This is a genomic window from Nocardiopsis valliformis DSM 45023 (assembly GCF_000340985.1).
Taxonomy (GTDB): Bacteria; Actinomycetota; Actinomycetes; order Streptosporangiales; family Streptosporangiaceae; genus Nocardiopsis; species Nocardiopsis exhalans.
Window position 1 is genome coordinate 1 of record NZ_ANAZ01000064.1, and the last position, 14,674, is coordinate 14,674.

General features: G+C 70.1%; 14 protein-coding genes and 1 pseudogene. 11 read left to right on the forward strand and 4 right to left on the reverse strand.

Features of this window, described 5'->3' with window-relative positions:
* Positions 1–1,027 precede the first annotated feature (1,027 nt).
* The 3 genes from D457_RS0131295 (at position 1,028) to D457_RS0131305 (ending at position 3,058) form a co-directional block, all read left to right on the forward strand.
* Positions 1,028–1,690, forward strand: coding sequence for a DUF6230 family protein (locus D457_RS0131295; protein WP_017584613.1), 663 nt, complete (start codon positions 1,028–1,030; stop codon positions 1,688–1,690).
* A complete protein-coding gene (locus tag D457_RS0131300; RefSeq protein WP_017584614.1) occupies positions 1,681–2,184 on the forward strand; it encodes a DUF6114 domain-containing protein in 504 nt (167 codons plus the stop codon). Before D457_RS0131295 ends, D457_RS0131300 begins: the two co-directional genes overlap by 10 nt.
* A 205-nt stretch (positions 2,185–2,389) precedes the next feature.
* Positions 2,390–3,058: a hypothetical protein gene (locus D457_RS0131305; protein WP_017584615.1), complete on the forward strand. Its 669-nt coding sequence runs from the start codon at positions 2,390–2,392 to the stop codon at positions 3,056–3,058.
* Between the two features lie 111 nt (positions 3,059–3,169).
* On the opposite strand, the gene D457_RS0131310 is transcribed toward D457_RS0131305, so the two are convergent.
* Together D457_RS0131310 and D457_RS0131315 are read right to left on the reverse strand one after the other, a co-directional pair.
* A complete protein-coding gene (locus tag D457_RS0131310) occupies positions 3,170–3,415 on the reverse strand; it encodes a hypothetical protein (RefSeq protein WP_017584616.1) in 246 nt (81 codons plus the stop codon).
* Positions 3,416–3,507: 92 nt separating this feature from the next.
* A complete protein-coding gene (locus D457_RS0131315; RefSeq protein ID WP_017584617.1) occupies positions 3,508–5,079 on the reverse strand; it encodes a molybdopterin-dependent oxidoreductase in 1,572 nt (523 codons plus the stop codon).
* A gap of 127 nt (positions 5,080–5,206) precedes the next feature.
* On the opposite strand from D457_RS0131315, the gene sigK reads away from it, so the two are divergent.
* The 7 genes from sigK (at position 5,207) to D457_RS0131350 (ending at position 12,452) form a co-directional block, all read left to right on the forward strand.
* Positions 5,207–5,827, forward strand: coding sequence for an ECF RNA polymerase sigma factor SigK (sigK, locus tag D457_RS0131320; RefSeq protein WP_026117212.1), 621 nt, complete (start codon positions 5,207–5,209; stop codon positions 5,825–5,827).
* Positions 5,824–6,549, forward strand: a complete 726-nt coding sequence (locus D457_RS0131325) for an anti-sigma factor (protein ID WP_017584619.1) — start codon at positions 5,824–5,826, stop codon at positions 6,547–6,549. The genes sigK and D457_RS0131325 overlap by 4 nt, the downstream gene beginning before the upstream one ends.
* A gap of 154 nt (positions 6,550–6,703) precedes the next feature.
* Positions 6,704–8,377 (forward strand): AMP-binding protein, encoded by a 1,674-nt coding sequence (locus D457_RS0131330; protein WP_017584620.1) that lies wholly within the window; start codon positions 6,704–6,706, stop codon positions 8,375–8,377.
* Positions 8,378–8,565: 188 nt separating this feature from the next.
* Positions 8,566–9,051 carry a MarR family winged helix-turn-helix transcriptional regulator gene (locus D457_RS0131335; protein WP_026117213.1) on the forward strand — a complete coding sequence of 162 codons (486 nt, stop codon included), beginning with the start codon at positions 8,566–8,568 and terminating at the stop codon, positions 9,049–9,051.
* Positions 9,052–9,196: 145 nt separating this feature from the next.
* A complete protein-coding gene (locus D457_RS0131340) occupies positions 9,197–9,427 on the forward strand; it encodes a hypothetical protein (RefSeq protein WP_017584622.1) in 231 nt (76 codons plus the stop codon).
* 182 nt (positions 9,428–9,609) lie between these two features.
* Complete coding sequence (locus D457_RS0131345) at positions 9,610–10,467, forward strand: 3-hydroxybutyrate dehydrogenase (protein WP_017584623.1); 858 nt, start codon at positions 9,610–9,612, stop codon at positions 10,465–10,467.
* Positions 10,452–12,452: a helix-turn-helix domain-containing protein gene (locus D457_RS0131350; protein WP_017584624.1), complete on the forward strand. Its 2,001-nt coding sequence runs from the start codon at positions 10,452–10,454 to the stop codon at positions 12,450–12,452. The genes D457_RS0131345 and D457_RS0131350 overlap by 16 nt, the downstream gene beginning before the upstream one ends.
* Here D457_RS0131350 and D457_RS0131355 read toward each other — a convergent pair.
* Both D457_RS0131355 and D457_RS35245 read right to left on the reverse strand, forming a co-directional pair.
* Positions 12,378–13,283 carry an alpha/beta hydrolase gene (locus tag D457_RS0131355; protein ID WP_017584625.1) on the reverse strand — a complete coding sequence of 302 codons (906 nt, stop codon included), beginning with the start codon at positions 13,281–13,283 and terminating at the stop codon, positions 12,378–12,380. The two genes, D457_RS0131350 and D457_RS0131355, sit on opposite strands and share 75 nt — an antisense overlap.
* Positions 13,280–13,504: pseudogene (locus D457_RS35245) on the reverse strand (hypothetical protein); the annotation flags it as partial. The pseudogene D457_RS35245 and the gene D457_RS0131355, both read right to left, overlap by 4 nt.
* Before the next feature lie 216 nt (positions 13,505–13,720).
* Between D457_RS35245 and D457_RS0131365 the strand changes: the two are divergent.
* A complete protein-coding gene (locus tag D457_RS0131365) occupies positions 13,721–14,566 on the forward strand; it encodes an SDR family oxidoreductase (protein WP_026117214.1) in 846 nt (281 codons plus the stop codon).
* Positions 14,567–14,674: the final 108 nt, after the last annotated feature.

Consider the following 14,674-nt stretch of genomic DNA (forward strand, 5'->3'; position numbering starts at 1 on the left):
TGAGTTCTCAAGAAACAATCACTCTTCCCGTACAAGCGCCAGAACCATCTGGTTCCGTCTGCTCTTCCGTGGAAGGCTTTTTTCTTCTGCTGCCCGGTCGCTTTCGCGTCCGTTCTGCTTCGTTGTGTCTTTACTTTATCAGGTGTTCCGCGCCCCGCCAAATCGGCGGTTTGTGTGAACCAGATCGGGGTAAAGCCCGTTGTGCTTTTCCCAGTCTAGCGTTTCCTCGGCGGTGTTTTTACCGCGTTGTTTTCGCTGGGCTGTTTGAAGCAACTCCCCGAGCTTACATGCTCCGAGTGTGTGCTCGGACCATCTTGCTTCGAAGAGTATGTCTGTGATCGCGACCCGGTTCCGAGTCGACCCTCGCGGGCCGCTCACCGTTCCGCGGCGACCTGGAGAACATTACCCGCCGACCCCAGCCCAAGCAAACCGGAACCCCTGTGTCACCGGTCACCGCCGTACTCCCCTCCGCGGCGCCCCGACACCCGTCCCGCGACAACATCCCTACGCGCTCACTCTCTCTACGCGCGGGCGTGCGCGCGAGCAGGTGCTTCCTTCTCTTGTTCTCCCCGCCCCTGCCGGCCACCGCCCCCGACCGCCCCTCCCGCTCCACCCCGCCCTCGTTTCCCCACCCTCTTTCCCGCCCCTCCGCTCCCAGCCGTCACGACCACTCACCGCGATGACGAATCCGCACTGTCTGAATCCTCACCTCGTTGACAAAAATTCATGCCTTTCCGGATGACACACTTCCGCAACCCGTAACCGATTCGGAACAACCTTCTCCCATCAGCATCACCGCACGTCAGGGGCACAAAGATCTGCTTCAAGATCATTTACGGGAAAGGCGGGAAAGTTCTGGAAACACCCTTGAAATCCAGCTGGGCCCGATACATGATGTGCAGCGTTACTGGAACAGGTTCTGCTCCGGTGCCAACCCCGTACACGGGGAGGAATCAGACCAGGCCGCGTGCCGGATGTTCGGGGGGACGGCAGGCGCAGCGCGGCCATGCACCCTGGAAGGACATGCATGGACACCACATCCCCCGACGTGCTCGACGGCTCCACCGACGCCACGGAGACACCGGAGAGCCACACCAGCTGGAAGCGCTTCGCGCTCTTCTCCGTCCCTGCCGGAGTCGCCATCGGCGGCATCCTGGTGGCGATGGCCAGCGGGGCTCTCGCCGCTTCCTTCAGCATCTCCGGTCAGCAGTTCAAGATCTCCGCCGACGAGATGCATGGCGAGGGCTTCACCCAGTTCGGCTGGATCAACGCGACCGTCCGCAACGAGCCGGTTCCTACGGCGACCGCCGGAATCAGCGAGGCCGAGATCCACGGCCTGTGCCAGTCGGTGCTGACCACTGAGTTCCCCCTGGTCGGTCCGGTTTCGCTGATGCTGACCGCCGGTGACGCCGGCACTCCGGTCCAGGCCTCCGACCTGGTCATCGACATGGAGCAGATGGACGGCAACGCCCAGTTCACCAACATGGAGATCGGCCGGGACGCCTCCACCCTGGACAAGGGACCGGACGGGTTCGGCTCGGGGCGCGGCTACACCGATCTGTTCGGCATGCAGTCCGACACCATCTACGTGGAGGACCTGGAGCAGACCGCACGGGCAGCCTCCGCCGGAACCTTCAAACTGCACAACCTGAGCCTCGGTATCTCCCTCGGGGATGACGAGTGCTTCTAAGCGGAACCCGGAACCTGTGGGCCAGGTGGACGCGGTGGCGCAAGCGGCGCCCCTTCCTGGCGGGCCTGCTGATGATCCTCGCGGGGATCGAGATGGTCCTGATCACCCAGATACCGGTGCAGATGATGATCTACCTCGGTGTCGGGGCCGTGTCCACGCTCGTGTTCAGCGGAATGCTGATCGTCCTCGGGCTGATCACCTGGTTCACCCCGAACCAGCACATGATCACCGGCAGCTTCGCCGGGTTCATCGCGCTGGGCGCGCTCATCCTGTCCAACCTCGGCGGTCTCGTGATCGGGACCCTGCTGGCCCTGGCCGGGGGCGGGCTCGCCTTCGCCTGGCGGCCGGTCGCCCGGCCCCCGCGCAAACGGAGGGGCCGGCGCCGCAGGCGGGCACAGGAACAGGAGCGGGGCACAGAGGAAAGCATGGCGGAAAGCACGGACCAGACGGACAGAACCGAGCCCCTGCCTCCAGTCGCACGGTCCGAGGGCTGACTCGCACATCGGGTCGGTCCCACCGAGCGATCCACTGATCGGCCGGGGCGCGCGGGAGCTCCTACCCCGCCCGCGTGGCCCCGGTTCCCTGTCAGGCAAGTGACGTCTACCTACGTCGGCGCGTACCCACCCCCTGGTGCGCCGGGCGTCCGCTTCGTGTGCCGCCCGGCCGCCACGCACAAGCCGCCAAACCCAAGGAGTACTCATGTCGGTTCCGCGACCGAGATCCCGCAACCGCTCCTTCCTCGCCGTCACCGCGGCCGGGACGCTCGTCCTGGCCTGGAGCGGTACCGCCCTGGCCGCCCAGCAGGGTCCGACCACCGTCGAGCCCGCCGGGGCCGCCTTCTCCGCTGAGCTCATCGGCTCAGCCGTCTTCACCGCCGGAGACGTCACGATCACCTGCGACGTGTCGACCAGCGTCCCGGGGGACGGCAACAACCTGATCCCCGAAGCCCCCGGAAACCACAACCCCGACGGCGCCGTCGGCGGTCCCATCAACGCCCCGGACTTCACCGACTGCACGACCAACGTCTTCCTCGTGAGCGCGACCGTCACCGTGAACGACCCCGTGTGGCAGATGACGATGCAGCACGGGTCCCCCTACGTCGCGACCATGGTGGTCCCGGCCGCGGGGATCGTGGTGAACACGTCCGGGTTGGCCACCTGCACCGCGACGGTCAGCCCTCATGCCGACGCGCCGATCGGGGGAGAGTGGACCAACGGCGACCCCGTGTCCTCGCTGGCCTTCGACACCACGACACCGGTCTCGGTGGAGGGCGGTTTCGGCTGCCCCAACACCGATGAGGCTGGGTTCAGCGCCACCTACGAGGTGACCAACGCGGACACCCCCTCCGCTCCGATCACCGTGTCCTGAGGAACCGTTACCCGAAGGTCGCTGACGTGAGCAGGTGACCTTTCGGCAGCGGTGGCAGCCGGCCATGGCTCCCCGTCCTTCCCTCCGGGGAGCCATGTGCCCGGCCTTGCATCAGCTGTCGTCGTCCATCTCCTCCATGTCTTCGTCCATCTCCTCCATGTCTTCGTCCATGCCCTCCTCCATGTCTTCGTCCATGTCCTCGTCCATGGAGTCCTCTTCGTCCCCCATCTCCTCGCTCTCCACCGCGGGGTCGTCGGACGCGGTGTTCTCACAGGCCGCCATGGAGAGGGCCGCGGTGATGCTGATGGCCCCGGCGAAGAGGAGTCGGCGCACGGTGTTGGTCGCGGACGCGGTCATCGTTTCTCCTACTGTTCGGTTCTCGTACCTTCACGCCGGCTCCGGGCCGGCGCTCCCCGCGCCTGCTGCGCGGGAGTTCTGGGGAAGCTCCCTCACACGACAGTGACCTCGATCGTGTGGTGCCCCGTCGCCCCGTCGGGAGCCGGGGGAGCGGGGTCCGCGGTCTGGGTCCTGCTCCGCCTGTCGGTCGCGCGCACGGTGAGCTCGTGGTCTCCCGGTTCAGCCACCCAGTCGAAGACCCACTGGCGCCAGGTGTCGGCGGTGTCCTCCGCTGCCAGGGTCACCGGCTGCCAATCTCCTCCGTCCACCCGGATCTCGACCTGGTCGATTCCGGTGTGCTGAGCCCAGGCCACTCCCGCGACGGCCACCCTCCCGGCCCCGACCGTGCTGTTCCCGCGGGGTGTGTCGATCCGCGACTGCGTCTTGACCGGACCGTGCGCGGACCAACCGCGCGGCACCCAGTAGGCGTCGAACGCGTCGAAGGTGGTCAGCTCGATGTCGACGATCCACTTGCACGCGGACACGTATCCGTAGAGCCCCGGGACCACCATGCGTGCGGGGAAGCCGTGCTCGTGGGGGAGCGGCCGTCCGTTCATTCCCACGGCGAGGAGCGCGTCCCTGCCGTCCATCACGTCGGCGACGGGTGTCCCGATGGTCATCCCGTCCTCCGAGCGCGACACCAGTTGGTCCGCGCGCCCTCCGTCCCGCGGGGAGCGCACGCCGGCCTCCTCCAACAGGGCCGCCAGGGGCACTCCGATCCAGCGGGCGTTGCCCACGTAGTCCCCGCCGACCGGGTTCGACACACAGGCCAGGGTGATGTCGCGTTCGGTGAGGTCACTGCGTGCGAGCAGGTCGGCGAAGGTGTACACACGCTCCCGGGCGCCCAGGCCGTGGATCCGCAGTGACCAGGCGGCCGCGTCCACGCGGGGAACCGACAGGGCCGTGTCGATCCGGTAGAAGTCCTCGTTGGGTGTCAGGAACGGGGCGAGCCCGTCGATCTCCAGGTCCACACCGTCCGGGAGGGGCGCCGCCGGGAACGCCGGCCGCGGCAGTGTGATGTCCGATCTGGACAGTTCCGCAGCGGAACCGGCGAACGACCGGGCCGTGGTTCCCACGCCCGCGGACGCGGCGGCGACGGCCCCGGCGACGAGGGCGAACCTCCGGCGGTCGAACCCCGGCTGCGGCGGGCTGTCGTCCCCGGCCTGCTCCGTCGGCCCGGACGCGGCGGTCCGCATGAGCCAGAGCAGGACGGCTGCGCAGACCGCCGCACCGACGAGGGTCGGAACGACGTCGAGCGCTCCGCTGTCGGGCCGGGTCAGCGCGGCGGCCAGGCCGACGGTCGCGAACACCGCGATGCCCGTGTGTCCGATCCAGCGCCGTCTCCCGGCGATGGCGCCCAGCACGGCCGCCATCACGGCGAGGACGGCGCCCATGCCGACGAACAGGGCGAACTTGTCCGCCGTACCGAAGGTGTCGACGGCGAACTGCTTCAGCGGCAGCGGAGTCAGGTCGACGACCGTGTCACCGACCGCGAGGACCAGGGACGCCCCGGGCCGGGAGAGCAGGACGCTGACAGCCTCCGCGGCGGCGAGTGCGGCGGCCGTCGCGACGAGGCCGGCGATCGCTCCCGGGACCGGCCCTGTGGTTCGGGTGGTGTCCAACATGCCCCTGGTTCGAAGCCGTGGGCGCGAAGGAGACGTATCCTTTGATCACGAAAGGGTAACCATCTCTCTCCGGGGGCGTCTCCTCCGGGTGTCTCGCTCCGAATGCCGGAGTGACAGCTCTAGGAGGATGGTGGCGGTGGAACAGGTGCGTGGTTTCAGGTCGGGTGCCGCGGGGCCCGGTCGCGGATCCGTCCCGTCGGACGAGGACCTGGCGTCCTTACTGCAACAGACGGCTCTCGGTGACCTCTCCGCGTTCGAGCGGGTGTACCGGGAGCTGAGCGGTCCGGTGTTCGGCCTGGTCCGCAGGGTGCTCCTGGACGAGGCCCAGTCCGAGGAGGTCGCCCAAGAGGTGTTCCTCGACGTTTGGCGCAACTGCGGGCGCTTCTCCCCCGAGCGGGGCACCGCACGTGCGTGGGTGCTCGTCATCGCCCACCGCAAGGCGGTTGACCGAGTGCGTTCGGAGGAGTCCGCGAACGCCCGGGTCGCCGCGGCCGGGCGGCTGGAGCCGGGCACGACACCCGCCGACGGTGTCGAGAGCCACGTGGAGAACACCCTCGAACGGGAGAAGGTCCTGCGCTGTCTTCGGCGGCTCACGGAGTTGCAGAAGGACGTGGTCCGCCTCACCTACTACACGGGGTACACGCAGCGGGAGGCGGCCGATCTCCTCAAGGTCCCCTTGACCACGGTGAAGGGACGCCTTCGGGACGGCCTGATCAGACTTCGGGACTGCTTGGGGGTGGTCGCGTGAGCGGCGTGGAGGCACACGGTCTGATCGCGGGGTACGCGGTCGACGCGCTGGAGCCCGAGGAGCGGGCCGAGGCCGAACGGCACCTCGCCGGCTGCGAGGAGTGCCGACGCGACCTGGAGGAGTTTCGCGAGACGCTGGTCCGCCTGGCGTACTCGGAGTCGTCGGAGCCTTCGGCCGAGCTGTGGTCGAGGATCAGCGCGTCAGCGCGGCGGAACAGACAGGCGCCCCCTGCCTCCGCGCCTGACCACGTGGTCCCGGGACCGGGGCGCTGGTGGCGCGGGCGGCTCCCCTGGCTGGTGGCCGCGGCGTGCACCCTGGTCGCGGTGGTGCTCGGCGCCACCCTGGTGGCGGTCGACCGCCACTTGGACGACATGAGCCGGCGCACCGCCGCGGTCGAGGAGCTCCTGGCGGCGCCGGACACGCACATGCACGAGGGCGACCTGGGCGGGGAGGCGAGGGCGACGGCCTTCACGTCCTACGAGATGGACGCCCTGATGCTGGTGGTGGAGGGACTGCCCGAGGCCCCGTCGGGAATGGCCTACCAGGTCTGGTACGTGGACGAGGACGGCATGCGTTCCGCGGGGATGTTGGAGCCGTCTCCGGACGGGCGGTACTCGGCGCTGTCCCACGACATGGGCGAACCTGTCCAGGTGGGTGTCTCGTTGGAGCCGGAGAGCGGCATGCCGGAGCCCAGTGAGCCACCCATGAAGTTCGACCTGTAGTGACAACTACGCGCGAGTAGTCACTCACCCGGTGCAGAAGAAACTCCGTGTCCACCTCGCCTACGGTCGCAGTACTCCGTGGAGTCACGAGGCGAAGGCTCCCCGGAGGGCGCGGACCGCTTCGCCCGGCCCCGTAAACCTCCCCGGAGACCCCATGGCGTCCCAAGCCGGCAGCCCGCCCACCCCGTCCGATCCCTCCTCGAGCCCGCCCGCAACATCCAAGCTGCGCCACACCCTCAAGGTGGTGCGGGTACTGGTGAAGGCCGGGGTGCTCGCTCCCGGCCGCCCGGACAAGATCGTCCGTCAGTTGCGCGCGTTGAAGACATGGGGCGCGACCATCGCGGGCGGGTACGCCGCCGCCGGTGAGCGTGTGCCCGGCCAGGTCTCGGTGATCGACGAGGCCGGGCGCACGACCTTCGGCGAGATGAACCTGCTCGGACGCCGGCTCGCCCGCGAGCTGCACCGCATGGGTGTGCGGCAGGGGTCCCGGGTGGGGCTGCTGTGCCGCAACCACGGCGGGATGGTGCAGGCCGCCGTCGCCTGTGGCCGCCTGGGCGCGGACACGGTGCTGCTGAACACCGGGCTGGCGGCCGGTCCGCTGCTGGACGTGGTGAAGCGGAACGAGGTGTCGCTGCTCATCGCGGACGCCGAATTCGAGGAGCTGTACAAGGAGCTACCGCCGGAGATTCCCCGGGTCACGGCGTGGGGCGAGCCGAGTGTGCCGGGGCCCCGGATCCCGGCCGAGGCGAAGGACTCCGCGGAGGCGGATCCGGAGCCACCGGAGCAGCCGGGGAAACTGATCGTGCTGACCTCGGGGACGACGGGCACACCGAAGGGCGCTCGCCGTCCCACGCCGAAGGGGCCGCAGGACGCGGCCTCGGTGCTGTCCCGGATCCCGTTGAACTCCAAGGACCGGATCCTGGTGTCGGCGCCGGTCTTTCACACTTGGGGGCTGGCCGGGGTGCAGCTGGGGATGTCGATGCGGGCGACCCTGGTCATGCGCAGGCTGTTCGAACCGGAGGACGCGCTGCGGACGATCCAGGATCAGCGGTGTACGGCGCTGTTCGCGGTGCCGGTGATGCTGCGGCGGATCATGGACCTGCCCCGGGAGACACGGGACCGGTACGACACCTCGTCGCTGCGGATCGTGGCGTGCAGCGGTTCGGCGATGAGCCCACAGCTGATCAGCGACTTCATGGACGCGTTCGGGGACGTGGTCTACAACCTCTACGGGTCGACGGAGGTGTCCTGGGCGACCATCGCAACCCCGCAGGACCTGCGGTTGGCGCCGACCACCGCGGGGCGGCCGCCGTTGGGGACCCGGATCGCGGTGCTCGACGACCGGGGCCGGGAGGTTCCGCAGGGGAGCAAGGGCGCGATCCACGTCGGCAACGAGATGCTCTTCGACGGCTACACGAACGGCAACAGCAAGCGGATGGCCGACGGGCTGATGGAGACCGGCGACCGGGGTTACCTCGACGCGCACGGGTTGCTGCACGTGGCAGGGCGGGACGACGACATGATCGTCTCGGGTGGTGAGAACGTCTTCCCGCGTCCGGTGGAGGAGGCGATCGTGACGATGCCCGCGGTGCGCGAGGTGGTGGTGACCGGGGTCCCGGACGAGGAGTTCGGGCAGCGGTTCGCTGCCTACGTGGTGCCGTACGAAGGTTCCTCCGTGGATCCGAACGAGCTCCGTATGCACGTGCGCGAAGAGCTGGGCCGGTTCTCGGTGCCGCGTGACGTGGTGGTGCTGGAGGAGCTGCCGCGCAACGCCACCGGGAAGGTGGTCAAGCGGCGGCTGCCGAGCAGTCTTCCGAAGCAGGATTAGCGGCGCGGCCCGCTTCCGCGGACCGCCGCCACGAACCTCGATGTTTGCGCGACGACGCCGGTGCCGCAGGGCATCGGCGTCGTCGTGTACTCGCCTGCAAACCTCTGTCCCCGTTGTCCCTTTTTCGCTCGTGCACAAGGTAATTGTGGGCTTTGACATCGGGTGCGCGGTTACTACGATGATGAGTGATGCCCGAGCGATCCCCCGCCCCTGTGGGCGACTTCGAACTTCCGGCAGTCGACGAGCAGATGTGCTTCGCGCTGTACGCGGCTTCGCGTGCCGTCACAAACCTCTACCGCCCGCTGCTGGATCCGCTCGGCCTGACCTACCCGCAGTATCTCGTGATGATGCTCCTGTGGGAACGCGGGGAGTGCGCGGTCAAGGAGATCGGTGCGGTGCTGCAGCTCGACTACGGCACACTCACCCCGCTGCTCAAACGCCTGGAGACCAACGGCCTCCTGCGGCGGGACCGCGACCCCGCCGACGAACGCTCGGTGCTGGTCACCACCACCGAGGAGGGGGCCGCGCTGCGGGCGCGCACCCGGGGCATCCCGGAGGCCATCGGACGGGTCATCGACCTCCCGGAGGAGGAGTTCGAGGCCACCAGACTCGCGCTGCGGCGGCTGACCTCCCACGTGCTGGCGGGCGAGGCCCGCGTCAGCGAGGAGACCTAGATCGACCCCACCACGTGGGCGCCGTTCGGGGGGGCACCACGGGGGTCGTGCCCGTCCCGGGACCAGGGGAGGGGAAACCGTGCGGGCGGGCTGGAAAGCCCGCCCGCACCGGCTTTTCCGGGGTTCTTCGGGTTACCGTGGTCACATGTCGATATGGGCGTCAGACAACCGCAACGGCCACGTCCGCGAGGCCCTGACCCTCCTGCTGTCCCAGGGGGTGATCAACGACTTCCGGATCCGTCCGGACGACGAGTTCCCCTTCCGGGTGCAGGTGCCGGCCGGGATCATCCCGATGACCGAGCATCAGGCCGCGCACTTCGCCCTGGGCGCTGCGACCGCGCACTTCGGCGACCTGGCCCGGGACGGAGCGCCCTAGCTGTACTCAACCTCTGTGGTCAGTACACCTGATATGTAGGGTCTTTTTGTCAAGAGCACAGCCCTGACCCGTGGGAAGTCCACAGTCGCCTTCCCCGCATGGGCGAGGTCCACATGTCCGCTACCGGGGGTGTGTTCCCATGCCCTATCCCCCGGGATGCGGGCGCGGCCTAGTTTTCTGGCATGACGACGCACGAGTTCCTACCGGACACCGCGCGACAGGCCCCCGGTCCCCCCGCCGACGCCTCCACACCCTCCGGCCGAGCCGACCCCGACCCGTCCCCGCGCACCACGCGGGTCGACCTGACCGGAAGGACCGCGCTGGTGACCGGCGCGGCCGGCGGAATCGGCCGGGCGTGCGCGCTGCGCCTGTCCGCCGCCGGGGCCGACGTCCGGCTGGTTGACATCGACGGACCCGCCCTCGCCGAACTCGCCGAACAGGGTGTGGGTGAGGCGGTCCAGCTGGACCTGACCGACCTGGACGCGGCCGAGGCGGCGGCCCAGGGCGCGGACATCGTGGTGAACAACGCCGGGGTGCAGACGGTCTCCCCCGTGCAGGACTTCCCTCCGGAGCGTTTCTCCTTCATTCTTCGACTCATGGTCGAATCACCGTTCCGCGTGGTGCGCGGGGCCCTGCCGCACATGTACGAGCGGGGGTGGGGCCGGGTCGTCAACATCTCCTCGGTGCACGGGCTGCGCGCCTCCGCCTACAAGTCGGCGTACGTGGCGGCCAAGCACGGGCTGGAGGGCTTCTCAAAGGTGGTCGCGCTGGAGGGCGCGCCGCACGGGGTGACCTCCAACTGCGTGAACCCCGGCTACGTGCGGACCGCTCTGGTGGAGAAGCAGATCGCGGACCAGGCCGAGGCGCACGGCATCCCCGAGGAGCAGGTGGTGTCGGAGGTGCTGCTGGCCCGCAGCCCGGTGAAGCGGTTGATCGAACCGTCCGAGGTGGCCGAGATGGTCGCCTACCTGTGCTCCGACGACGCCTCGTTCGTCAACGGGGCGTCCCTGCCCATCGACGGAGCTTGGAGTTCGAGCTGAACACCACCCCTGACCCCCAGGACACCTCCCCCGAGAGGTCGGGGGCCGAGCAGCAGGCGCTCTTCCTGGAACTGCTGCTGCGCGACGCACCAGCTGTGGAGTACGAGCGGCCGGTGCTTCGCGCGCGCTCCGGCGGGGCGGACGGTACGACGGTCGCGGCCCTGGAGAACGCCAAGCTGGCCGCGCTTCGGGTGCGGACGGTGCTGCGGGACCGGCAGCGGCGCGAGTCGGAGCTGAGCGCGCTGTTCGAGACCGCCAACGACCTGGCCGGGATGCGCAGCCTGGACCAGGTGTTGCGGGCGATCGTGGAGCGGGCCCGGCACCTGCTGGGAACGGACGTCGCCTATCTGACGCTGAGCGACCCGGAGGCGGGCGACACCTACATGCGGGTGACGTCGGGGTCGGTCGCCGCCACCTTCCAGCGGGTGCGGCTGGCGCACGGCAAAGGGTTGGGCGGTCTGGTGGCGAGCACGTCGCTGCCGTACGTGACCGCCAACTACTTCACGGACCCGCGCTTCGAGCATGCCGAGAACATCGACCACGCGGTGCGCGAGGAAGGCCTCGTAGCCATCCTGGGCGTGCCGCTGAAGATGAACGGGCGCGGGGTGGGGGTGCTGTTCGCGGCCAACCGGCGGGAGCGTCCCTTCGCGCACTCGGAGGTGGCGCTGCTGTCGTCGCTGGCCACGCACGCGGCGATCGCGATCGACAACGCCAACCTCATCGACGACACCAGGCGGGCCCTGGACGAGCTGCACACCGTCAACGAGCGCCTGCAACGGCACACCGCCTCGGTGGAGCGGTCAGCGGCCGCGCACGACCGGTTCACCGACCTCGTGCTCGGCGGGGGCGGGGTGCGGGAGGTCGCGGCGGCGGTGGCCGAGGTGCTGGGCGGCGCGGTGCGCATCCACGACCGCACTTCGGACGTGTCGCTGACCGCCGTGCCCGACGGCGGGGCGGGCGAGCCCGCGCCCGGCGGGGACCCCCTGACGGAGGGGGACGTAGAACTCGCCGAGGCGGCGCGCTCCTCCCTGGCCAGCGGCCGGGCGGTGGCCGTGGGCGGGGCCTGGGTGGCCGCGGCCGCGGCGGGCGCCGAGCCGCTGGGCACCCTCGTACTGCGCGGGGTGGAGCTGGACAGCACCGACCAGCGGGTCCTGGAGCGGGCCGCGATGGTGACCGCCCTGCTGCTGCTCATCCGCCGTTCGGTGAGCGAGACCGAGCACCGGGTGCGCGGCGACCTGCTCAACGAACTCCTGGAAGTGCCCGCGCGCGATCCGGTATCGCTGCGTCAACGGGCGGCCCTGCTCCACGCCGACCTGGACACCCCACACGTGCTGGTGGTGGCCGAGGCTCCCGGGGCGGACCCGCAGCGGTTGCGTTCGGCCGCGGCCTTCGCGGCCGAGACCACCGGGGGACTGGTGGCCACCCGGGGCGGTCGGCTGGTGCTGGCCCTGCCCGGTTCGGACCCCTCGGAGGCGGGGCGCCAGGTGACGGCGGAACTCGCGGCCGCCGCCAACGGGCCGGTGACCGCCGGGCTGGCCGGACCCACTCGGGGCCCGGAGACCTTCCGGGACGCGTTCACCGAGGCGGCGCGGTGCCTGCAGACGCTGCGGGCCCTGGGCCGGGACGGGGACGCCGCCACCACCGACGACCTCGGTTTCTCCGGGCTGCTGCTGAGCCAGAACCGCGACGTGCCAGGGTTCGTGACTGCCTCCCTGGGGCCGCTGCTGGAGTACGACGCCAAGCGGGGCACCCTGCTGGTGGAGACGCTGCGCGCCTACTTCGCGGCCGGGGGCAACCTGTCCCGCGCCAAGGACGACCTGCACATCCACGTGAACACGGTGGCGCAGCGCCTGGAACGGATCGGTCAGCTGATCGGGACCGACTGGCAGCACCCCGACCGCGCGCTGGAACTACAGCTCGCCCTCCACCTGCACGGTCTGCTCGACAAGGGCGTGGATCTGCTCGGCGACCAGGGCAGCGGTTGAGGAGAACAGCGGGGTGTAGTGGTTGTCGTCGGGGAGTTCGAGGGTGCGCACACTCTCAGGCAGCCCGGCGAGGCGTTCGGGTGTGTACAGGCCAGGGCTCTCGTCCATGAGCCCGCGCGCGGCCCACAGCAGGCGGGCGGGGCAGGGGAGCCGGTGGATGGCGCCGAGTGTCTCGGCGTCGGCGAGCACCTGTGCGCCGTCCACCCGGACCGCGTCCTCGGCGCAGGCCGAGCGCAGCCGCGGCTCGGCACCGACCAGGTCGCGCAGCACGTAGTCGTCCACCCAGCGGTTCCAGCGGCCCTTGAAGGCGGGGTGGTCCCGCCACAACGCGCGGTAGGCGTCGGGGTTTTCGAAGGTCATGCGCAGCCGGGTCATGGCCGGGCCGAGGACGGTGTCGATGTCGGTGTCCGGTGGGACGGGCAGGCCGAACCCGCCGTCTACCAGGACCAGCCCGGACACGCGGTCGGGGTGGCGGACGGCCAGGAGGCTCGCCACGAAGGCGCCCATGGAGTGGCCGACAACCACCGTGCGCCGTACCCCGCGGCTGTCGAGTACGGCGACGAGGTCGTCTGTGTGGGCGGCCAGCCCATGCGGGCCGGGCAGGGTGCCGCTGCGGCCCCGGCCGCGCAGGTCCGGGGCGATCAGCGGCGGGCCACCGCGCTCGGCGAGCTCGGCGGCGGTGCGGGCGAAGGAGAGTCCGTTGGCGGTGATGCCGTGAACGGCCAGGACCGGCGTCCCGGGGCCCGTGCCCCAGGAGGTGACGGCCAGGTCGCCCCCGGCGACGGGGACGGTGCTGTGACCGTCCCCGTCGGTACGGGAGGGTCGGCTCACGGGGAGTCCGCCTTTCCTGTGTTCTCGGCTCTGGTGCGTTCGGCGCGCCGGTCCCTGATCGCGGCTCTGATCCGGCCCGGCAGGGCCACCAGACCGCCGGGGAAGAAGAACACCATCAGGACGAAGAGCACGCCCAGGATGAACAGGGGATGGGAGAGCGGGGCGGCGATCCACGCGGGCAGGGCGTCGAAGGCGCCGCCCAGCTGCAGGAGCCGGTGCTCGGGGGAGGGGTGGGTGGAGGGGGTGCCAACCCGAAGGTAGAACCGGAGTGACCTGATTCACATGTAGCCAAGACATACATACAGCCGTGAATCGGTGTCCCGGCGCCCCACAGCCAGCGGCTCGGGGAATTCAGCAGAGCCAGGGCTTGACCTCAACATTGGTTGAGGAAGTTGGCTGTCGGGAAAGGAACCGGACCCGACGCAGGAGCGACGATGATGACGGCACAACCGATTCTGGTGACCGGGGCCACGGGCAACACCGGACGACACGTGGTGGCGGGGCTGCTCGCGAAGGGGTTCCCCGTGCGGGCCCTGACCCGGGCCCCCGCACGGGCCGAGCTGCCCGAGGGGGCGGAGGTGGTCCGGGGTGACGTCACCGACCCCGCGGACGTGGCCGCCGCCGCGAAGGGCACGGCCGCCGCGTACCTGGTGTGGCCCGGGACCGACGAGGCCGCCGAGGGGGCGGCCGAGGCGGCCGCGGTGCTGGGCGAGCACGTGGGCCGGGTGGTCTACCTGTCCGCCACAGGAGCCGCCGAGGGAAGCGGCGGGGTGTGGGGCGGGGTGGAGCGTGCCGTGCGGGGCGCGGTCCCCGAGTGGACCTTCCTCCGGGTGAGCGGCCTCGCCGTGAACACGCTGGCCTGGGTTGATCAGGTGCACCGGGGTGTGGTGCGCGCGCCCTTCGGCGGGGCGGCGCGCTCGCTGGTGCACGAACAGGACGTGGCCGAGATGGCGGTCCGGGCACTGGTGGACGACGGGCACGCGGGCCGCGCCTACGTGGTCACCGGGCCCGAGGTGATCAGCCAGGCCGACCAGGTGCGGGTGATCGGCGAGGAGATCGGCGTCCTGGCCCGCTGGCAGGAGCAGCCGCTGGACGAGGCCAGGGACGAACTCACCGAGGCGGTCGGCGCGGACTTCGCCGACCAGATCATCACCCACTGGGGCGAGAACATCGACGTCCCCGAAGAGATCTCCGGAGACGTCGCCCGGGTGCTCGGCCGCCCGGCCCTGACCTTCCGGGAATGGGCCCGAGACCACCGCGCGGCCTTCCGTCCCGAAGAATGACACCCCTTCCCCCGTGCCCTCCTTCCCCAGCCCCTCCTTCCTCGGTGATCTTGCTACCAGTAGCAAGTTCGGCGCCCTCGGGTTTCGTGGTTTTCGGGGTTATGTCCG